19 protein-coding genes are annotated in these 18,724 nt (G+C 73.1%); 14 read left to right on the top strand and 5 right to left on the bottom strand.

All coding sequences use genetic code 11. The features are described from left to right. Positions 1 to 84 precede the first annotated feature (84 nt). The 7 genes from WMF34_RS45110 to WMF34_RS45080 all read left to right on the top strand — a co-directional run bounded on the left by WMF34_RS45110 (position 85) and on the right by WMF34_RS45080 (position 7,873). On the top strand, positions 85 to 1,044 hold the full coding sequence (locus tag WMF34_RS45110; protein ID WP_044967338.1) for a GlxA family transcriptional regulator: 960 nt from the start codon (positions 85 to 87) through the stop codon (positions 1,042 to 1,044). A 275-nt stretch (positions 1,045 to 1,319) separates the two neighbouring features. Beyond that, positions 1,320 to 2,036 carry a DJ-1/PfpI family protein gene (locus WMF34_RS45105; protein WP_437991691.1) on the top strand — a complete coding sequence of 239 codons (717 nt, stop codon included), beginning with the start codon at positions 1,320 to 1,322 and terminating at the stop codon, positions 2,034 to 2,036. A 163-nt stretch (positions 2,037 to 2,199) separates the two neighbouring features. Further along, complete coding sequence (locus tag WMF34_RS45100; RefSeq protein ID WP_231864585.1) at positions 2,200 to 2,379, top strand: hypothetical protein; 180 nt, start codon at positions 2,200 to 2,202, stop codon at positions 2,377 to 2,379. Next, positions 2,376 to 2,690, top strand: a complete 315-nt coding sequence (locus WMF34_RS45095; RefSeq protein ID WP_012241440.1) for a DUF3817 domain-containing protein — start codon at positions 2,376 to 2,378, stop codon at positions 2,688 to 2,690. The genes WMF34_RS45100 and WMF34_RS45095 overlap by 4 nt, the downstream gene beginning before the upstream one ends. 234 nt (positions 2,691 to 2,924) lie before the next feature. Then, positions 2,925 to 4,844, top strand: a complete 1,920-nt coding sequence (locus tag WMF34_RS45090; protein ID WP_437991690.1) for a hybrid sensor histidine kinase/response regulator — start codon at positions 2,925 to 2,927, stop codon at positions 4,842 to 4,844. Between the two features lie 331 nt (positions 4,845 to 5,175). After that, positions 5,176 to 6,552 (top strand): hypothetical protein, encoded by a 1,377-nt coding sequence (locus WMF34_RS45085; RefSeq protein WP_437991689.1) that lies wholly within the window; start codon positions 5,176 to 5,178, stop codon positions 6,550 to 6,552. Between the two features lie 10 nt (positions 6,553 to 6,562). After that, on the top strand, positions 6,563 to 7,873 hold the full coding sequence (locus WMF34_RS45080) for a hypothetical protein (protein ID WP_437991688.1): 1,311 nt from the start codon (positions 6,563 to 6,565) through the stop codon (positions 7,871 to 7,873). 29 nt (positions 7,874 to 7,902) lie between these two features. Here WMF34_RS45080 and WMF34_RS45075 read toward each other — a convergent pair whose 3' ends face one another. Then, entirely contained in the window at positions 7,903 to 8,805 is a 903-nt protein-coding gene (locus WMF34_RS45075; protein WP_437991687.1) for a PfkB family carbohydrate kinase, read from the bottom strand. A 374-nt stretch (positions 8,806 to 9,179) separates the two neighbouring features. Between WMF34_RS45075 and WMF34_RS45070 the strand changes: the two genes are divergently transcribed. Further along, complete coding sequence (locus WMF34_RS45070; RefSeq protein WP_231864584.1) at positions 9,180 to 9,641, top strand: CoA-binding protein; 462 nt, start codon at positions 9,180 to 9,182, stop codon at positions 9,639 to 9,641. A 27-nt stretch (positions 9,642 to 9,668) separates the two neighbouring features. Further along, complete coding sequence (locus WMF34_RS45065) at positions 9,669 to 10,292, top strand: DUF4389 domain-containing protein (protein ID WP_012241434.1); 624 nt, start codon at positions 9,669 to 9,671, stop codon at positions 10,290 to 10,292. 43 nt (positions 10,293 to 10,335) lie between these two features. Here WMF34_RS45065 and WMF34_RS45060 read toward each other — a convergent pair whose 3' ends face one another. Continuing rightward, positions 10,336 to 10,872: a hypothetical protein gene (locus WMF34_RS45060; RefSeq protein ID WP_162144053.1), complete on the bottom strand. Its 537-nt coding sequence runs from the start codon at positions 10,870 to 10,872 to the stop codon at positions 10,336 to 10,338. A gap of 343 nt (positions 10,873 to 11,215) precedes the next feature. On the opposite strand from WMF34_RS45060, the gene WMF34_RS45055 reads away from it, so the two are divergent. Both WMF34_RS45055 and WMF34_RS45050 read left to right on the top strand, forming a co-directional pair. Continuing rightward, the gene (locus tag WMF34_RS45055) at positions 11,216 to 11,875 is read left to right on the top strand and encodes a siderophore-interacting protein (protein ID WP_437991686.1); all 660 of its coding nucleotides are present in this window, start codon (positions 11,216 to 11,218) and stop codon (positions 11,873 to 11,875) included. Positions 11,876 to 11,966: 91 nt separating this feature from the next. After that, the gene (locus WMF34_RS45050) at positions 11,967 to 12,461 is read left to right on the top strand and encodes a hypothetical protein (RefSeq protein WP_044967331.1); all 495 of its coding nucleotides are present in this window, start codon (positions 11,967 to 11,969) and stop codon (positions 12,459 to 12,461) included. Between the two features lie 29 nt (positions 12,462 to 12,490). Here WMF34_RS45050 and WMF34_RS45045 read toward each other — a convergent pair whose 3' ends face one another. Then, positions 12,491 to 14,134 carry a 5'-nucleotidase C-terminal domain-containing protein gene (locus tag WMF34_RS45045; protein WP_437991685.1) on the bottom strand — a complete coding sequence of 548 codons (1,644 nt, stop codon included), beginning with the start codon at positions 14,132 to 14,134 and terminating at the stop codon, positions 12,491 to 12,493. A gap of 40 nt (positions 14,135 to 14,174) precedes the next feature. Beyond that, a complete protein-coding gene (locus WMF34_RS45040; RefSeq protein WP_437991684.1) occupies positions 14,175 to 15,068 on the bottom strand; it encodes a LysR family transcriptional regulator in 894 nt (297 codons plus the stop codon). A gap of 65 nt (positions 15,069 to 15,133) precedes the next feature. On the opposite strand from WMF34_RS45040, the gene WMF34_RS45035 reads away from it, so the two are divergent. Then, positions 15,134 to 16,078, top strand: a complete 945-nt coding sequence (locus WMF34_RS45035; protein WP_437991683.1) for an MBL fold metallo-hydrolase — start codon at positions 15,134 to 15,136, stop codon at positions 16,076 to 16,078. Positions 16,079 to 16,102: 24 nt separating this feature from the next. Here the strand turns inward: WMF34_RS45035 and WMF34_RS45030 are convergent, their stop codons facing one another. Beyond that, positions 16,103 to 16,966 (bottom strand): LysR family transcriptional regulator, encoded by an 864-nt coding sequence (locus WMF34_RS45030; protein WP_437991682.1) that lies wholly within the window; start codon positions 16,964 to 16,966, stop codon positions 16,103 to 16,105. A gap of 83 nt (positions 16,967 to 17,049) precedes the next feature. Here WMF34_RS45030 and WMF34_RS45025 point away from each other — a divergent pair, with 83 nt between their 5' ends. Then, positions 17,050 to 17,853, top strand: coding sequence for a hypothetical protein (locus tag WMF34_RS45025; RefSeq protein WP_437991681.1), 804 nt, complete (start codon positions 17,050 to 17,052; stop codon positions 17,851 to 17,853). Beyond that, entirely contained in the window at positions 17,840 to 18,646 is an 807-nt protein-coding gene (locus WMF34_RS45020) for a hypothetical protein (protein WP_437991680.1), read from the top strand. The genes WMF34_RS45025 and WMF34_RS45020 overlap by 14 nt, the downstream gene beginning before the upstream one ends. The last annotated feature ends 78 nt before the right edge of the window (positions 18,647 to 18,724 follow it).

Genomic DNA, 18,724 nt, shown 5'->3' with positions numbered 1-18,724 from the left:
CGTCGCGTGAAGCGGCTGTCTGCATCGAAATCCGCTCCCTCTGCCGCGCCGCGCGCGCATCGCCATGGACCGACGCGCAGGGTCGTGGCCGTGGCGTATGACGGCGCGAGCGCCATCGACGTGGTGGGGCCCACCGACGTATTCGCCCTGGCCTCGGACATCGCGAGCGCGAAGGTGCCCGGCGCTCCCCCCGCCTATGCGGTCGAGATCGCGGCCGTGAACGGCGGCGTGATCCGGACGCTGTCGGGGGTGCAGATCGTCGCCCACAAGGCGCTCGCGGATCTGGCGCCCGGCATCGATACGGTGCTCGTCGCCGGGGGCGAGACCCGTGAAGCGACGCGGGACGCCCGGCTGCTCGCCTGGCTCCGCGCGACGACGCCCGAGGTGCGGCGCATGGGCGCCGTCTGCACGGGCGCCTTCCTCCTCGCCGCCGCGGGGCTGCTCGCGGGGTGCCGCGCGGCCACCCACTGGCATTCCGCGGCGGCGCTCGCGCGCGAGTTTCCCGGCGTCGAGGTCGACCCCGACGCCATCTTCGTGCGGTCCGGAAAGATCTACACGTCGGCGGGCATGACAGCGGGCATCGACCTCGCGCTCTCGATGGTGGAGGAGGATCTCGGATACGACATGGCGCTCCAGGTGGCGCGGGGGCTCGTGGTGTTCCTCAAGCGCCCGGGTGGACAGTCCCAGTTCAGCCGCCCGCTCCTCGCGCAGACGGTCGCAGCGGGCCCGCTGCAGGGCGTGATCGACTGGGTGCTCCGGCACCTCGACGCCGACCTGCGCGTCGAGGCGCTGGCGGAGAGGGCCGGGATGAGCCCGCGCAACTTCGCGCGGACGTTCACCCGGGCCATGCGGATGACCCCCGCGAAGTTCGTCGAGGCGGCCAGGCTGGAGCAGGCGCGCTCCTGCCTCGAGGGAGGCCGAGCCTCGATGAAGCAGCTCGCGCGCGACTGCGGCTTCGGCACGGACGAGCGGATGCGGCGCGCGTTCCAGCGCACCCTGCAGGTCACGCCGGAGGACTACCGGAGGCGCTTCGGTCGAGCGTGAGCGGACGCCGGGCGCCCGGCCGCACGCCGTCGTCGCTCGCCGGATCCTTCGCGCGCGGTCGCGCGCGACGGGGCGCGGGGCCCTGCGCCCGCGTGTCCTGAAAGCAGGGGACGATGTCCTTTCCGCCGCGGCCGGCGCCGCTCACAGTCAGGCCTGCGAAGCGCGCTCAGCCGCGCTCGTGAACGCCATGCGCGGGGCCGCGTCGAGACGAAGCCCCGCCATCGAGCGTTCATCGGCAGATGACGAGACGAAACGAAAGGGTTCAGGGACGAACGATGGCGGACACCTACGATATCAAGCTGCCAGATCCTCAGCCGCCGCTCCGGGTCGGCATGGTGCTCTACCCGGGCCTCACGGCGCTGGATCTGATCGGCCCGCAAAGCGTGCTGACCGCTCACGCGACGACCTATCTGCTCTGGAAGACGCGCGACCTGATCATGTCGGACTCGGGGGTTCCTATCCAGCCGACGGCGACCTTCAGCGACTGTCCGGACGACCTGGACATCCTGTTCGTGCCGGGCGGCATGGGCACCCCCGACGCCATGGTGGATCAGGAGATCCTTCGGTTCCTGAGGGATCGGGGCGCCCGCTCCAGGTACGTGACCTCCGTGTGCACGGGGTCGCTCATCCTGGCCGCGGCGGGTTTGATGCAAGGATACAAGGCCACGACACACTGGTCGACGCGCCACATCCTGGAGGCGTTCGGCGTGGAGTGCGTCCGGGCGCGCGTCGTGGTCGATCGCAACCGGATCTCGGGCGGCGGGGTGACCGCAGGCATCGATTTCGGGCTGACGCTGCTGGCGCTGCTGCGCGGGGACGATGCCGCGAAGCTGACGCAGCTCATGCTGGAATACGACCCCGCCCCGCCCTTCAACGCCGGGGTGCCCGAAGCCGCGGGACCCGAGCTGACGCAGCGCATAGTGAGCGTCCTCGACCCGTACGATCAGCAGATGCGGAAGATCGCCGCCGAGAGGAGCAAGAGAGCGAGCTGAGGCGCACGGGCGCGCAGCCGCGATGGCCCGCAGAATCACGCCAGCATCTGTCGCCGCATCCCTCGTCGATCGGGAGCGCGCCACCACCCACGCCGCGGCCTCCCCGGGGCTGGTCGTCACGTGGATCGCGGGATACCTCTTGACCGCGCTGCGGCAACTCCCCATGACGGAGCTCTGGATCGCCGCGGCGATCCCGCTGTCGCTGGCTTCACGGCTCGCCCTCGTCCATGGCGCCGCGCGCGATCGACGGACGATCGGCGGGTTCGTAACGACCTTTACCCCTCTCTTCGTGGTGCTGCTGATGATGGTCTTTCCCCCCACCTGGTCTGGTGTCGAACGATGAGCGCGCTCCGCGCCCTGCGCCTCGTCGGCTTCCTGGAAGGGCTGTCCTTCCTTGTCCTCCTCGGCGTCGCGATGCCGCTCAAGTACCTCTTCGAGCTGCCGATCGCCGTGCGGATCGTCGGCAGCGCCCACGGGCTCCTCTTCCTGCTGTTCGTCGGCGCGCTGATTCGCGTGGCCAGCGAGCGCGACTGGCCGCATCGCCGCTCGCTCGCGGCGCTCGTCGCGTCGCTCGTCCCCTTCGGGACGTTCGTGCTGGATCGCGCCCTGAAGCGCGAGATCGAGGGCGACGCGCAGGCGGCCGGCGAGGGCTGACGCTGGCGTGTCGCGTCCACGTCACGCGCGCCGGCGCTGCGCGCGGATGCGGCTCAAGGACACGGGCGTGATGCCCAGGTACGACGGACAGGCCAGGACTGGCTGAGCTTGCGAGGCGGTTGCATTCGAATCGCCCCGGCACGCTCGCCTGCTCGCGAAGCCGCTCGTCCGCCTCGAGGTCGCGACGCGCCGACGGCGCCGATCGCGCCGGTGCGCTATAGGATGTCGTTGCGGATGAAGCAGCAGCAAGAGCAGCTGTGGCTCGACGACGTCATCGGAGGGCTCCCCCTCCCCGTCCTCGTGCTGAGCCCGGCTGGCGTCGCGACCCACGAGAACCCGGCGTATCGAGCGAGGTTCGGCACGCGCGCCGACGACCGCCACGAGATCGCGTCCGCGCTGCGGGGCGGGCACGCCTCGGCGCTTCGCGCGGCGCTCGACGGCGTCTCGCGCGCCGTGCCGCTCGGCTCGATCAGCGGCGCGCCGTTCACCGGGCACTATTTCCCGATCCGCGACGCTTCAGGCGCCGTGGCGTTCGTCGGGATCCTGTTCGTCGAGGAGCGCGCCGCCCCGGTGCCGGCCGCTCCAGCGCTGACCTCGGAGACCCACGACATCCCGGAGGTCGAGCGCAGCCTTCGCCGCATCCTCGACATGATGCCGCAGCTCGTCTGGTCGACGCGGCCCGACGGTTATCACGATTTCTACAACCGCCGCTGGTACGACTACACCGGCGAGACGCCCGACGCCACGCACGGCGCCGGCTGGAACGACCAGCTGCACCCGGACGATCAGCAACGCGCCTGGGAGCGGTGGGTTCGCTCCGTCGAGACGGGGGAAGACTACCAGATCGAGTACCGCTTCCGGCGCGCCGACGGCGCATACCGCTGGTTCTTGGGCCGCGCGGTGCCGATGCGTGACGACGCGGGGCGCATCCTCCGCTGGTTCGGCACCTGCACCGACGTCGACGATCAGAAGCGCCTCGAGCAGCAGCGGGCCGAGGTCCTGGCGCAGGCCGAGGAGACGAGCCGGCTGAAGGACGAGTTCCTCGCGATCGTCTCGCACGAGCTCCGCACGCCCCTGACCGCGATCCTCGGGTGGGCGCGCATGCAGCGTTCGCGGCCGGAGCTCGCGCCCAAGGCGATGGAGGTCATCGAACGCAACGCCGAGGCGCAGGCCAGGCTCATCGAGGAGATCCTCGAGAGCTCGCGCATCGTGACCGGGAAGATCCGCCTCTACCCCAGGAACGCGAGCGTGAACGAGCTCGTCCGCACCGCCGTCGACGCCGTCCGGCCGGCCGCTGACGCGAAGGCCGTCGCCCTCGACGTCAGGCTCGATCCCGGTGTCGGGGAGATCGTCTGTGATCCCGATCGCCTCCAGCAGGTGGTCACGAATCTGCTGGTCAACGCCGTGAAGTTCACGCCGGGCGGCGGGCAGGTCGGACTCCAGACGGCGCTCCATCCGGGCGGCGTCGAGGTGACGGTGACGGATACCGGGAAAGGCATTTCGGCCACCTTTCTCCCGCACGTGTTCGAGCGGTTCCGCCAGGCGGAGGCGGCCACCACACGGCAGCACGGCGGACTCGGTCTGGGGCTGGCGATCGTCAAATACCTCGTCGAGCTCCATGGCGGCGCCGTCCGCGCGCAGAGCGACGGCGAGGGGAAGGGGGCGTCCTTCTGCGTGCGCTTGCCGGTGCGGGCCGTGGCCCTGGCGCAGAGCGAGAGCTCCGAGGTCTCGTCCGAGATCGAGCATCCCTCGGCCGGGACGCTCCCCCGGCTCGACGGGCTGCGCGTGCTCGTCGTCGACGACGAGCCGGACGCGCGGGAGCTCGTCACCATGGTGCTGCGCGAGGCAGGCGCCCAGGCGGACGAGACCGGCTCGGCCTCGGCAGCGCTGGAGATGATGTGCCGCGCTCGGCCCGACGTGCTCGTCAGCGACATCGCCATGCCGGAGCAGGACGGCTACGCCCTCCTTCGGGAGCTCCGATCCCGCGCTCCGGACCTCGGTGGCTCCGTGCCGGCGCTGGCGCTCACCGCCTTCGCCCGGCGCGAGGACATCCTTCAGGCCCGGGACGCCGGGTTCCAGCTCCACCTCGCCAAGCCGGTCCAGCCGGGCGAGCTCGTGGCGACGGTTTATCGGCTCGCGCGCAAAGGCGCCTGATACGAACCAGGCGCGGAAGCGGGGAGTATTCACAGGGAGGCAGGGAGACGGGGAGTATTTTGAAGATTTCCCTCCCCGTCTGCCGACTCCCTGTGAAATTGTCTCCGCTGAAAAGGGCTGCAATTGCAGGGATTCCTCGGAGGTCAGGCGGGAGGGCTCCAGTCCGCATCCCTCGCTCGTCCCCCGCAAGAAACCGGCGCCGGACCGCGGGCGCACGACACCTGTCCGCCTCCGCCGCGGACACCTGTCCGGACGCGGACACGCGCCCTCGCGCGCCGCCCGCGGATTGCGGCCAATCCTCTCGGGCACGCCCGCTGCTTGGGCGCCCCGCATGCGTCTTCTCATCCACTTCGTTTTGCCCTCCGCCACGGCGCTCCTCCTCGGTTGTTCTGCCGAGTCGGCGCCGGGCGCGAGCACCCCGACATTCCACAGGGACATCGAGCCGCTGCTCCAGAAGAGCTGCCTCGGCTGCCACGCGCAGGGCGGCACCGCGCCGGTGAGCCTGGCCTCGTACGAGAGCGCGAAGGCGCTCGCGCCGGTCATCGCCGACGAGACCGAGGCGCGGCGGATGCCCCCGTGGGGCGCCCTGCCGACCGACGAGTGCGCGCCCCCTCGCCCGTTCCGGGGGGACCTGCACCTCTCCCTCGACGAGATCGCCCTGCTCCGCGCCTGGAGCGACGCCGGCGCGCCCAAGGGGGATCCCGCGGACGCCCCGGCCCCCACCACCCCCGTCGCGGCGGGCCTGTCGCGCACGGACCTCGAGCTCTCGCCCAGGGCCCCCTTCGCGGCGGCGGAGGGCTCCGACAGCTTCCGCTGCTTCGTCCTCGATCCGGGGCTCACGGAGCAGGCGTGGGTCCAGGGCTACGACGTGCTGCCGGGCAACCGCGCCGTGGTGCACCACGCGCTGCTCTTCATCGACGCGAACCGCGAGGGCGAGGCGCTCGGCGGCGAGAGCGGCAGCTACGAGTGCTTCGGCGACGCGCGCCTCTCCGAGACGTCGCTGCTCGGCGCCTGGGCGCCCGGCACGCAGGCGTTCGAGCTGCCGCCGGACATCGGCATCTCGGTGCCAGCGAACGCGCTGCTCGTGATGCAGGTCCACTACCACCCGAAGCCCGGCGAGGCGCCCTCGCCCGACGCGACCCGGGTCGCGCTCCGCCTCGCGGACGAGAAGCCGAGCCGCGCGCTCTCGAACCTCGCGCTCGGCAACGCCGAGGCGCCGTTCCGGGACGGCAACGGGCTCCTGCCCGGGCCGGGCGACCGCGGGAGCGTCGAGTTCCGGATCCCCGCCGGCGCCCGGGGGCACGTGGAGCGGATGCGGTACGTCATCGACTTCCCGATCCCCGAGATCTCGATCTACGGCGCCGGCGTCCACATGCACCGAGCCGGCGTCGACCTCAAGGTCGACCAGATCCGCGCCGATCCGCGGGGCGACGAGGCCGACCGCCAGTGCCTCGTCCAGACGCCGGCGTGGGACTACAACTGGCAGCGGCTCTACAGCTACGACGCGCCGATCGACGAGCTGCCCACGCTGCGGTCGGGCGACACGATCGAGCTGCGCTGCACGTACGACAACACCACGGAGAACCCGGCGCTCGCGGCGCAGCTCATCGAGGAGCGCCTGCCCGCGCCGCAGGACATCGTCCTCGGCGAGTCGACGCTCGACGAGATGTGCGTGGCGTTCCTGCCTGTCGTCCACCCGAACCCCTGAGGAGACGCCGATGCCTTCGAACCCCTGTCACGCACTGTTCGGTCTCGGCGCGCTCCTGCTCGCCGCCTGCTCTTCACCGCCGAGCGCCGCGCCGCCCGGGCCCACGGCGCCGCGCGAGGACCTCTGCCCGGAAGGATTCGCCGATTGCGACGGCGACAGCGACAACGGCTGCGAGGCCGCCCTGCTGACGAGCGTCGAGAGCTGCGGCGCGTGCGGCGCGCGCTGCGCGGGCGGCGACGGCGCGACCGCGCTCTGCGCGGCGGGCGCCTGCACCCTCGCGTGCGACGCCGGGCGAGCCGACTGCGACGGCGACGGCGGCAACGGCTGCGAGGTCCTCGTCGCGGAGGACCCGCGCCACTGCGGGGCCTGCGGCGTGACCTGCGCCGACGCCTGCTGGAACGGCACCTGCGACGCCGCCGTGCTCGCCGGCGAGCTCCGGCTGCCCACGTTCCTCGGGATGGACGCGACCGGGCTCTACTGGACGAACCAGGGCACGGGCGACGCGCCGGACGGCAGCGTCATGCGGCTCGATCCGGGCGGCGGGGAGCCGGTGGCGCTCGCGCCGGAGCAGGAGCTCCCGGGCCCGCTCGCGCTCGACGAGGCCGCTGTGTACTTCGCGCACGCGCGCGGCCTCGCGGCCGTCCCGAAGGCCGGCGGCGAGGTGGCCGAGCTCGCGGCCGGCACCCGCGGCGTCACGGCGCTCGCTGTCGACCAGGGCGCGCTCTACTGGGTCGAGGCGGGGACGCCGCCTGCGTTCGAGGACGGCGGGCTGTTCACGCTGCCGCTCGGCGCCGAGCCCGGCGCGGCGAAGGTGATGCTCGCGGCCATCCCGGGCGCCGCCAGCGGGGTGGCGCTCGACGCCGGCCACGTCTACGTGACCGCGCGGGGCACCGGCGCGGCCGACGGCGCGATCTACCGGGTGACGCGCGACGCGGCGCCGCCGAGCGCGCCGGAGAGGCTGCACGAGGCGCTGGCCGCCCCGCGCGCGCTCGTGGCGCGCGGCGGCGCGCTGTGGCTCATCGAGGGGCGCGGGATCGCCACGTTCTCGCCCGGGGGCCCGCTTCGCAGGGTCGTCCCGGATCTGCCGCAGATCCCCGCGCAGCTCGCGTTCGACGACGCGCGCGTCTTCTGGACGACCGCGCGGGAGGCCGACGGTCAGGTGCAGAGCGCGCGGCTCGACGGGAGCGATCTCGCGACGCACGCGCGCAACCTGAGCTACCCGTGGGGCATCGCCGTGGACGGGACGAACGTCTACTTCAGCCTCGCGTGGAACGGCGGGCCCGCGACGGGGGCGCTGGTGCGCGGGCCGAAGGGCCCGTGACCGCGCGCTCCGCCCAGGGGAGCCCGGCCTCAGCGCCGGCCGACCTTCGCGCTCGCCGCTGCGTGACCGCGCTGGATCGCGCGGGTCCAGAGGTCGGGGCGCTCCGGGCCGTGGTCGCCGGCGCGGGCGATCTCGGCGCAGATCGCGGCGGTGAACGCGTCGCCCGCGCCAGCCGCGCGGGTCCCGGCCACGACGGGCGGGGCGAGCGCGATCTCGCCGAAGGGGCCGGCGGCGCGCGCTGCGCCTGCGCCCTGGGTGAGCACCAGGGTCGCGCTCGGCCGCATGGCGGCGCGCACCTGGGCGTCGTCGAGCCCGAGCCCGGCGAGGTCCGCCGCGCTGCACCGCACCACGTCGGCCTCGCGGAGCAGGGCGTGGAGCACGCGCGGATCGCGCCCGGCCCAGAGGCGCCACCGCGCGTTGAGATCGATGACGACGACGGTGCCCGTGCGGCGCGCGGCCCGCGCGGCCCGGCAGAGCGCGGCGATCGGCGCGAGCGCCGGAGAGATCCCCGAGAGCAGCAGCACCGGCGCCGCCCACCCCTCGGGCACCGAGAGGGGCAGATCGTCCTCTGCGCGGTGGGCGACCATGTGCCGCGCCCCGCCGGTGTCCTCCAGCACGAGGAGCCCCTGGCGGGTCGGGATCAGCGCCACGCCCGCGACGTCGACGCCGGCGGCCGCGACCCTCGCCAGGAGCGCCCGGCCCGGGGCGTCGTCGCCGAGCGCCGCCGCGAGCCCGACGCGCAGCCCGCTCCGCGCCAGCGCGACCGCGGCGTTCACCGCGCCGCCGCCCGGCCGGAACCGCAGCGAGGCCCCGCCCGGAGGCGCGAGATCCCAGAGGGCCTCGCCGGCGCAGATGACGTCCAAGGTCGATCCCCGCGACGGCGCGATACGCGCCGCCGTGCCCCGCCCAGCGCTCGCAAACATCGATGCCATGGGGATCCCCATCTTACACCACGGGGATCGCGGCAGCGCGCCGTAAGTTGGTCGTCCCCACAGACGTCGCGCTGATCTGCTGCACTCGTGGACCTTCGGCGGACGGAGGGTCGCGCTCTTCGAGACGCGCGCGCGAACCACGGACGCCGGAGCGGAGGACCGTCGCAGCGCTCCCCGCTGTCCGGGACTTCGAGGCAGAGGCGCGCGGCGCGCGCTCAGCACGACCTGCACCGCAGGCGCACGTGTTGCGCGGCAGAGGACAGGCTCTCCGGCCTGCGCCGCGCCTGCGCCGGCCGGCACGAGCCGTGCAATCGTCGATCGTCGATCGTGACGAGCGCACGAGCGGAGCGCGGGAGGCCCCAATGCGGAACAGGATGGAAGACGTCAATGAATTCCTCTCCCACCGTCGGGTGGCCCTGGTGGGCGCATCGCATGACGACAAGGACTTCAGCCGGATGGTGATGCGGGAGCTCATCGATCGGGGTTACGACGTCGTTCCGGTGAACCCGGGGGGCGGCGTGATCGAAGGCCGCGTAGCGTACGCCGAGGTCGGCGCGATCGATCCCCCGGTCGAGGCGGCGATCGTGATGACCCCGCCCCAGGTCACCGAGCAGATCGTGCGGGCGTGCGCCGCTGCCGGCATCCAGCGCGTGTGGCTGCACCGGGGGGTCGGTCAGGGTGCGGTGAGCGCGCCTGCCGTGCAAGCCTGTCAGGAGCTCGGGATCCGCGTGGTCGCGGGCGAGTGCCCGCTGATGTTCCTCCCGGACGCGGGCTTCGTCCACCGGCTCCACCGATTCACCAAGAAGATCGCGGGGAGTTACCCGGCGCGCGCGTGAAGCGCCGTGAACCTGGGAGATCTCGAGATGACATCGTATCCTGTCACCTTCACCGTCACGCGCCCCTGGAAGCTCGATCGCGTCCAGCTCCTCGCGCGTGTCCTCCTGCTCGCGGCGCTCTCGATTGCCGGCGTCACGGTGGGGTTCGTCATGATGCTTGTCTATCTGGCCCTGCCCGCCGTGGCGGCCGCGCTGATAGCTCAGAAGGGGTCGGCCCGGTTCCTGGCCGAGGACGGCCCGAGGCTGACGCGCGCGCTCGTGTGGCTACAGGCCGCGTTCGCTTATCTCTTCCTGCTCACCGACAGGCTCCCGCTCGATCGCCCCGCCGAGACCGCGCGCCTCGACATCGATCCGACCGGCGCGCCGACAGCGAAGGACGCGCTCCTGCGCCTCTTCACGAGCCTCCCCTCGGCCATCGTCCTCGCGCTGCTCTCCTGCGTCGCCTACCTGGCGTGGCTCGTCTCGGCGGTCGCGGTCCTCTTCACCGAGCGCGTCCCGACAGCCATTTACGATTTCCAGTGCGGCGTGCTCCGGTGGCAGGCGCGGCTCCTCGCCCATCATGCGTCGCTGGTCGACCAGTACCCGCCGTTCGCGTTCGATCCGGGTCCCGCGGACGGCACCCCGCGCGATCACGCGGGCACGTTCGCCTGAGGCGTCCTCTCGGCGTCCGTGTCCGTGCCGCCGGAGGGAGCCGTCACAGGTCGACGACGCAGGCGACGCTCGTGGTCGTGTCCTCGCCGTACTCCGTGACCTCGATCTGGATCTTCGAGGTTGCCTCGTCCACTCCGGCGCCGAAGTGAGCCTCGAAGTCCAGCTCGTACCAGGTCTCGGTCGAGATCGGATCGGACACCTTCCACGCGAGCAGCTCGTAGCCGCCGATCGACGTGTGATCGAAGACGAAGATCGTGTCGTCGGGCGCGGTGTGCGAGACGGAGAGCGAGGGGCTCGTGAACTCGTAGGCGCCGGCCTCGCCGAGCTCGAGGCTGCAGGCCTCGCCCGAAGGCGTGGTCCCCTCGTAGGTGCCGACCAGGCAGGCGCTCGCGCTGGGATCGCTCGTCAGGGAGAGGTCGGGACAGGCGGCGAGGCGCTCTTCGAGCGCCGAGGGGCTCGAGCCGCCCGAGCCCGAGCTCGAGTCGCCCGACCCGTCGTCGTCGCCTCCGCAGGCCACCACCAGGCCGAGGGTGAGCACGGGAACGAAAGCCAGGTAAGAGCGCCGTCGAGCGGGGTTCATGCCATGGGAGGATGAGATCATCTGACGGAGGTTAGTGGAGACGCCAGCGCTCGACCAGCTGTCAGATCGGACAGAGGGCTCCGCAAGAGCCCGAGCAGCATCGCTTTCGCGACGGCGTGCTGGCGGCTCGAGACGCCGAGCCGTGCCCCGCCCAGCGCTCGCCAGCATGGATGCCATGGGGTTCCCCGTCTTGCACCACGGGGCTCGCAGCGGCGCGCCGGCTGCGCCGCTGGCCGTCGCAACCACCCTGGTAGGAGCGGCAGCCCTGCTGCCCTGGCGCACGCCAGGCAGCCTTCACGCTTTTTCACGCAGCGGCGCGGTCGCGCTGACTACGCTGACCCGCATGGCATCCGGAAAAGGTCGCTTGTTCGGGCTCCTCGGCGGGCTGGTGCTGACCGAGGCGAAAGTGCAGGCCGTGGACACGCCCCACCCGCTCTACCGGCGCGTGGTGCTCGAGGGCGAGGGGCTGCGCGCGCGCAGCTGGCAGCCCGGCGACAAGATCCAGGTGCTCCTCCCCTCGAACGACGTGCGGACGTACACCCCGATCGACTGGGCGGACGGTCGGACCACGCTGCTCCTCCACGCGCACGGGAGCGCGCCGGGCGCGCGGTGGACGGAGGCCGTCCGCCCGGGCGACGTCGTGCGGTTCGTCGGCCCGCAACGCTCCCTCCGTCTGGGAGGCGCGGGCCTCCTGACCGGCGACGAGACCTCGCTCGGCGTGGCGGCCTCGGCGCGCCGCCTCGGCGCCCACGCCGTGCTCCGGGTGGCGAACGTCCCCGCGGCGGAGGCGGCGGCGCGATCGCTCGACGTCTCCGTGGACCTCGCGGGGTCCGACGAGGAGGCCGCCGCTTTGCTCCGCGAGCGCGCGGCGGGCGTCGCCACCGCGGTGGCCTGCGGCGGCGGCGCGTGGATCCAGCGGGCCCGGGAGGTGCTCCGGGCGGCCGGGGTGCGGGAGGTGCGCGCCAAGGCCTACTGGATCGCGGGGAAGACCGGGATCGACTGACCCTCTCTGCACACCGGCCAGACCTGGACGGGTGGTTTGTTGGCCATCCGCGCGCATCCTGATAGCCCCCCGATCGAGGTGGTCGGGATCGATGATGCAGATCGGACGCTGGGCGCTCGCCGTCGCGCTACTCACGCTCTCCGCTGACGCCCGTCCGGCCCCGCGGAGCGGCGTCGCCGAGGCGCCGCGCGCCCGCGCCGGCGTCACGCTCGCCGAGGCGCGGAGCCGCGTGCATCCCGCCGCCACGCGGCTCGGCGACGTGGTCCCTCTCCTGCGGCAGGACGCGTCCGCCGAGATCTCGGCGATCGACTGGAGCCCGCTCCGGCTCACCCGCCGCTACGGGGTCGCCGCCACCGTGGTGCGCCTGGACACGAAGCGCACCGGGGAGCGAACCCTGACGGCGGCCTGCGTGGTGTCGGCGGCCGTGCGCGAGCTCGACACGGGCAACATCCTCTTCGTGGTCGAGGGCCGCGCGCGGGTCGAGGACGGCGCGGCGGCCAGCGAGCGCGCCCAGCGCGACGCCCTCCGGGCCGCCATCCAGAGCGCTGTGCGCGCGGTGCCGGACGGCCTGCGCCGCTCGCGGTGAGCTGATCTGCCTTAAAAAAAGGAGACCCCTCACGGGTCGGATCGACCGCGCTCCCCCGCGTCCGGCGGGGAGGACAGCGCGTCGACCTCGCCGCGCGTGACGCGCTTGTCGCCGTCGCGGTCGAGCGCCTTCATCATCTCGCCGACGACCACCTCGGACGGCGTCTCGGAGGTCGTCCTCGAGACGGCGTCCCTCAGCTCCTCGGCCGAGACGCGGCCATCCCCGTCGGCGTCGATCGCCTCGAAGGCCCCGAGCTGGCGGACGAGGTCCGCGGCGAACGACTCGACGAGGACGAGCTTCGGATCGCGCCCGCTGTCCGCCGGCGGCACCTTCTCCGGGTGCTCCTGCGCGAAGCGGACCAGCGGCGCGATGTCATCCATGCCGCCGAGGAGCCCGCGCGGGAGGGCGATCCGGTACGCGCGATCGTCGACCAGCGGGAGGCCGTCGATCGCGATCAGGGCGCCTCGGGCGTCCGTCGCCATTCGGTCGTCGATCTGGAGGTAACCGCCGTGCTGGGCGGGGGCGCGCGACCGCGACGCTGCGACGGCCTCGCGGACGACGCGGCCAGGCAGGAGGGTCACCACCACCTCGTTGCTGAAGGGCACCTCGGCCTTGAGATCCCCGTACGTGAAGCGCTCCCGGTACACGCGGCCGCCGCGGATGCCGCCGCCGTTGAAGAGGCACCCGTCCGCCCCGAAGGCGTCGCGGATCCTCGAGCAGAGCAGCGCGCCGAGCGACGTCTGCTGGGCCCGCGTCCCGACGGACGAGAGCTCGCTGCCCGGCGGGAGCCGGAGGAGGGTGGCCGCGTCGAGGTCCCGCACGATCTGCATGTGGCGGTCGACGCGCGCGCGCATCGCCGGATCCTCGGGATAGGCGCCGACCTCCTCGATCCGGACGGTGACCGCGGGCAGGTCGGGCACCCCGGCAGGCGGCGCCAAGGCCGGCCACACGAGGTCGATGATGGCGGCGCTCTCCGCGTCCGTGCCGGCCTTCACGACCCAGCAGCCGTCCACGTCGTCGAGGGTCACCTCGTGCTCGTGGCCGCCGAGGATCACGGGAAAGCGCGGATCGCGCTGCGCCCGCGCGAGCGCGAGGTCCTGGTCGCGGCTCTGGTGCGTGATCGGGATCACGCACGCGCACCCCTCGTCGCGGAGGAGCCGGCGGGTCCAGCGGAGGGCCGCCTCGTTCGCCGGCTCGATGTCGATCCCCCCGAACGCATCCCGCCGGTACAGGCCCTTCACGTGCACGAGCAGGCCGAGGAGGCCGATCCGGACAGCGCGCCCGCCGGGGCTCGAGACGTCGAGGATCTCGTGCGTCGGCAGCGCCGGGGTGAACGAGGGCATGTTGGTGTTGAGCCACGTGCCCCGGAACTCCTGCACCCGCGCCCTGAGCTCCGGCAGCTCGACGTCGGCCTCGTGGTTGCCGAAGATGGTGTGGGTGATCGGCAGCGCGTTCATGCAGTCGACCATGCCCCTGCCGTGATCGAGGCTCGACAGCAGGCTCGGCGCGAGGAAGTCGCCGGCCATCACCACCAGGAAGCGATCCGCGGGCCCTTCGGCGTGGCGCCGCACGAGGGTCGCGAGACGCGGCAGGTTGTCGAGCAAGTACACGTCGTTCACGCAGACGATCCGCAGAGAGGGGCCTCCGGGCAGGGCGTGTGCGGCGGCGGTCATGGCCATCGAAGATAGCCCAGCCCGCGGGCGCGCGAGGCCGTCAGCGCCGAGCGCCCCTCGCCTTCGGCGGGCGCCACGCGCGCAGGCTCTCCGCGAGCGGCTCGAGCACGGCGCGCACCCGCGGAATGGCGCGGGCGCTGCGCGGGCAGAGCAGGACGAGCGAGCGCCGCGCGGGCGGCAGGTCCACCTTCAGCTCCACGAGCGGCGGGTGCCTCGGGAAGCGCGGGTGCTCGCGCGCGAGCATCATCGCGCCGAGCCCCAGCTCGCACGCGCGGATCTGGACGAGGTAGTCGTCGGACGCGAACGACGGGCGCCACCCCGGGATCAGGCGGCCGAGCGCGCTGTTCGGCGAGAGGTCGTCGAGCGGCGGCGCCCAGCCGATCCAGGCGAGCTCCGCGGGATCGGCCTTGCCCGCCGCCCGCGCCGCGTACTGCTCCGACGCGAAGGCGCGCAGCTCGATGTCGACCGAGGCGACGCTGTCCTCGTCGACGGGGACGCCCAGCCGCAGCGCCAGATCCGCCTCCCGCCTCGTCAGGTCGAGCGGGCGCACCGTGGACACGACGTGCAGCTCGATCGCCGGCGCGCACCGCCAGAAGGCCGCCGCGAACGGGACGAGGAAGCCGTGCGCGATGCCGGGGGGCGCCGTCACCCGGACCACGCCCGTGGGCGCGTGCCGCCGCTCCGCCGCGCGGGTCAGCTCGGCGGCCCAGTCGGCCATCCGCTGCGCGGGCTCGACGAGGCCGGCCCCGTACGCCGTCAGCGCCGTGCCGGCCACGCCGCGGTCGAAGAGGGGCTCGCCGAGGAGCGCCTCCAGCTCCGCGAGCCGCCGGCTCACCGTGGGCTGGGTCATCTGCAGCTTGCGCGCGGCGGCGCTCAGGCTGCCTGCCTCCGCCACCGCGAGGAACAGCCGCGCGTCGTCCCACGAGATATCCATCTGCGTATGACTACATGCGACTTTCGCCAGTTACCCATTCATTTTTCGAAGAACACACTGGCGGCATGTCAAACCACACCTTCCGCTTCGTATCCCGCGCTCTCCTCGCCTCCGCGCTCCTGCTCGGCGCGTGCGCCGAGCCGCTCCCGGCGCCCAAGGACCCTCCGGCGTCGACGCACCGCGCGGTGAGGGCCACGCTCGGCACGCCGATCCGGCTGCAGGCGATGGAAGCGCTCCTCGAAAAGGCCGGTCCCATCACCGTCGAGACCGTCGTCAGCGCGCGGTGGGAGACCAGCCGCGCCGGGCTCATCAACCTGGCCCACGAGCGCGCCGCCGGCCTGACCGACGGCGCCGAGCCGGTCGACATCACCTTTCACGCGCTCGCGCACCCGGCCCGGGGCCTGTACCTCATCGACACGGGCGCGTCGCAGGCGCTCGCGGCGAGCGACCATCCCCTCCGCGCCGGCCCCGTCGGACAGGCGCTCAACTTCGGCGCCTTGCGGGTGGAGGCCGGCCTCGGCGCCTTTCGCGGCGAGCGGGCGCTGGCCGGCGTGCTCCTCACGCACCTGCACATCGACCACGTGCTCGGCCTGCCCGACGTCGCGCGCGACGTCCCGATCTTCGTCGGGCCCGGCGAGTCCACGTTCGAGAGCCCGTTCCATGCGCTCACCCAGTCCACGGTGGACCAGCTCCTCGAGGGCCGCGCGCCCCTCGAGGAGTGGGCCTTCGGCGGCGAGGGCGTGATCGACGTGCTCGGCGACGCCTCGCTCTTCGCGCTCTCGGCGCCGGGGCACACGCCGGGCTCGGTCGCCTACGTCGCGCGGACGCCCGAGGGCCCGGTGCTCTTCACCGGCGATGTGTGCCACACGGCCTGGGGCTGGCGGAACGACGTCGAGCCCGGGAATTTCTCGTCCGACCCCGCCGGGAGCGCCGAGAGCCTCGCCTTCCTCCGCGCCCTCGCCGCCCGCCACCCGTCGATGCAGGTGCGCCTCGGGCACCAGTCGCTGTGAGCGCCGGCCCTTCCCGGCGGGCGCTCATCCGTCGGAGGTGAGCTCCTTCTGGAGGTGCCGCTCCAGCCGCTCCAGCACCTGGCGCGCCACGCGCCGGAGCCGCCGGGGGTAGACGGCGACGAGGGGCGGGCTCGGCAGCGGGAGCCTGGGCAAGAGCCGGATCAGGCGCCCCTCCTGGACCCGGCGCGCGACCAGCCAGCGCGGGAGCACGCTCACGCCGAGCCCTGCCTCCACCGCCCTGAGGTTCGTCTCGATGTCGTCGGTCGTGAGCCTGACGGTGAGCCCCAGCTTCTCGAGATCGCGCACCCCGCCGCTCGCCACGACCCGCACCGCGGCGAGCTCCGACATGGAGGTCGGCGCCGGCTTGGCCGCGAACAGGCCGGCGCTGCCGACGAGCCACTGGGGCGAGGTCCCCAGCGTTCGCTCGATGAACGACGGCTCGCTGCGGACGCCGACGCGAAGCGCGAAATCGAACGCGCCTGCCACGAGGTCGACCCGCTGATCGGTGAGCGCGGCGTCCACGACGAGCCCCGGCGACTCATGCATGATCCGCACGAGCTCCGGCAAGAGGAGGCGGCGGCCGAGCGCCCCGGGCGCCGAGAGCTTCACGCGGCCCGCGAGGTCCCCGAAGCCGGACGCGGCGCGGAGCTCCGCGTCCTCGAGCGCGCGCACGTGCTCCTCGATCTGCTCGTAGTACGCGCGCCCCTCCAGGGTGAGCGCGACGCGCCGGGTGGTGCGCTCGAACAGCCGGAGACCGAGGCGCGACTCCAGATCGGCGATCCCGCGGCTCGCGGCCGATTGCGTCATGGAGAGCTCGCGCGCCGCCCGCGAGAAGCTGCCGCTGTCCGCCACCTTGCAGAACACGCGCAGCGCGAGGAACCGATCCATGGCTCAATTTATTCTGAATTGAAATAACTTTAAGCCGTATTCTATCGCTACCGGCATGAGCGGGCGCTGACCATCCTGCGTGCATGCTCGTACGCCACACGTTCGATGGGCCGAGGCGGGGCCGTCTGCTCCGCCTCCTCGCGTTCTTGAGCGCGCTGCTGCCGCCTCTGGGCGCCCGCGCGGCCGAGGCCACGGGGGCATCCCCGCCGCCGGAGGCCGCGCCCCGCGGCGCCGATTCCGCGGGTTCGGTGCCCGCGGAGGCTCGCCTCGTCCTTGGATCACGCCTCGTGGGCAGGGACACGGGCGGCGGCCTGGAGCTCGACGGCCGCGTGCGCCTCGCGGGTGGGGCGCAGCTCGGAGCCGCTGCCTCCTTCTGGGCCCTCGAGCGAGCGTACATGGGGGGGCGAACGGTGACAGGCGCGAGCGGCGCCTCGGGCGCTGCGGTCTTCCTGATGCCGCTCGTGACGCACGGCCCGATCGAGCTCGATCTACGCCTCAAGACGGGGTTCCTGGCGCTCCGGGATGTCGGAGGCGGCGACGGGGGAAGCAGCGCCGGGGGAGGCCGCGACGCGCCCGCGTCGGCGCTCCGGCACGTCGACGAGCTATCGATGGTCGCTCACGTCGCGCTCGGCGAGGCGTGGCTGCTCCGCGCCGGGGCCACCGTCGGCTTCGAGCTGGAGCTCGATCCGACCACGGAGCTGGCCGACCTGGTGCAGGTCCTGACGGCGGGCGCCGGCTACGCCGTGTCCGAGCACGTTCTCCTCACCCTCGACGCCAGCGCGGGAGGCAGCTTTGGATTCAACGGCGACAACGGCAAGTTCCTGCTCGAGGGCTCCTTCGGAGCGCGCTTCGCTTTCGGCCAAGGAGGCTCGCGTGTCGCTCACTGACCGCCGCGGCCGCGGCCTTCACCTCATGACGCTCGCGTCGAGCGCGTGCCTCGCGCTCCTGCTCGGGGCCGCGCGGGCCGACGCGCAGGCTCCGGGCGCCGGGTCCGGGGCCGCCGTGCGCGCCGGCGCGGGCGCCTTCGATGCCGGGCAGACCGCGGACGCGGACGCGCGCGGCGCGCGCCGGCGCGCGCCGGACGTCCCGGTGGGCGGCTTCGTCGACCTCGAGTGGCGCGTGATGGGCCTTGGAGGACACGTGTCGCATGGGCCGGCGTTCGCCGCCGGCGTGACCTTCGCCAGCGGCCTGGTGCGCCTCGGCCTGGGTGGGCTCGGGCGACCGGGGCCCATGAATCCGGCCACCTTCGAGGTCGCGCTGCCCGGAGGGCAGACCTACAAGGGGCAACGCACGCTCGAGCTCAAGTCCGACGGATCCATGCTGGGCGCGCACGTGGGGCTCTCGTTCCGGCTGCCCTTCGCGGAAGCGCTGGCGGTCCAGATCCCGATCACGGTCGGCTACGGCGGGTTCGGCTTCTACTTGCAGGGCAGCGATCGCAAGACGCCCGACGGACGCCGCGTGAGCGCGTGGGAGGACGAGCTCTTCGCAGGCAAGGACTCCTCCCTCGGCCTGGTCGTCGATACGGGGCTGCGCCTCGGGTACCAGCCGGACGACGCGCCGTGGTTCAGGCCCTACGTGGGCGCGAGCTTCACGGCGGTCCCCGGCTTCGACACGGTGGTGCGAGACGATTACCTCGGGTTCAGCGGAGTCCTCGGCGTGGAGATCGGCCACGGCATCTGAGCGGGCGCCTTCGCCGGTGTCGTCGGGTGGTCTGCCCGGCCCCGACGCGCGAACGAGGCATTCTCGATCTCGCGTCGC

This window comes from Sorangium sp. So ce145, assembly GCF_051525985.1.
Lineage (GTDB): Bacteria > Myxococcota_A > Polyangia > Polyangiales > Polyangiaceae > Sorangium > Sorangium cellulosum_B.
This window is presented reverse-complemented; position numbering and strand designations above follow the sequence as displayed.

Excerpts from the sequence above, each read along its gene's own strand:
- WMF34_RS45085 (WP_437991689.1), top strand. The coding sequence starts at position 5,176 with ATGCGTCTTCTCATCCACTTCGTTTTGCCCTCCGCCACGGCGCTCCTC.
- WMF34_RS45035 (WP_437991683.1), top strand. The coding sequence starts at position 15,134 with ATGTCAAACCACACCTTCCGCTTCGTATCCCGCGCTCTCCTCGCCTCC.
- WMF34_RS45105 (WP_437991691.1), top strand. The coding sequence starts at position 1,320 with ATGGCGGACACCTACGATATCAAGCTGCCAGATCCTCAGCCGCCGCTC.
- WMF34_RS45055 (WP_437991686.1), top strand. The coding sequence starts at position 11,216 with ATGGCATCCGGAAAAGGTCGCTTGTTCGGGCTCCTCGGCGGGCTGGTG.
- WMF34_RS45025 (WP_437991681.1), top strand. The coding sequence starts at position 17,050 with ATGCTCGTACGCCACACGTTCGATGGGCCGAGGCGGGGCCGTCTGCTC.
- WMF34_RS45075 (WP_437991687.1), bottom strand. The coding sequence starts at position 8,805 with ATGGCATCGATGTTTGCGAGCGCTGGGCGGGGCACGGCGGCGCGTATC.
- WMF34_RS45090 (WP_437991690.1), top strand. The coding sequence starts at position 2,925 with ATGAAGCAGCAGCAAGAGCAGCTGTGGCTCGACGACGTCATCGGAGGG.
- WMF34_RS45030 (WP_437991682.1), bottom strand. The coding sequence starts at position 16,966 with ATGGATCGGTTCCTCGCGCTGCGCGTGTTCTGCAAGGTGGCGGACAGC.
- WMF34_RS45080 (WP_437991688.1), top strand. The coding sequence starts at position 6,563 with ATGCCTTCGAACCCCTGTCACGCACTGTTCGGTCTCGGCGCGCTCCTG.
- WMF34_RS45065 (WP_012241434.1), top strand. The coding sequence starts at position 9,669 with ATGACATCGTATCCTGTCACCTTCACCGTCACGCGCCCCTGGAAGCTC.
- WMF34_RS45045 (WP_437991685.1), bottom strand. The coding sequence starts at position 14,134 with ATGACCGCCGCCGCACACGCCCTGCCCGGAGGCCCCTCTCTGCGGATC.
- WMF34_RS45070 (WP_231864584.1), top strand. The coding sequence starts at position 9,180 with ATGGAAGACGTCAATGAATTCCTCTCCCACCGTCGGGTGGCCCTGGTG.
- WMF34_RS45100 (WP_231864585.1), top strand. The coding sequence starts at position 2,200 with ATGACGGAGCTCTGGATCGCCGCGGCGATCCCGCTGTCGCTGGCTTCA.
- WMF34_RS45060 (WP_162144053.1), bottom strand. The coding sequence starts at position 10,872 with ATGAACCCCGCTCGACGGCGCTCTTACCTGGCTTTCGTTCCCGTGCTC.
- WMF34_RS45040 (WP_437991684.1), bottom strand. The coding sequence starts at position 15,068 with ATGGATATCTCGTGGGACGACGCGCGGCTGTTCCTCGCGGTGGCGGAG.
- WMF34_RS45050 (WP_044967331.1), top strand. The coding sequence starts at position 11,967 with ATGATGCAGATCGGACGCTGGGCGCTCGCCGTCGCGCTACTCACGCTC.
- WMF34_RS45095 (WP_012241440.1), top strand. The coding sequence starts at position 2,376 with ATGAGCGCGCTCCGCGCCCTGCGCCTCGTCGGCTTCCTGGAAGGGCTG.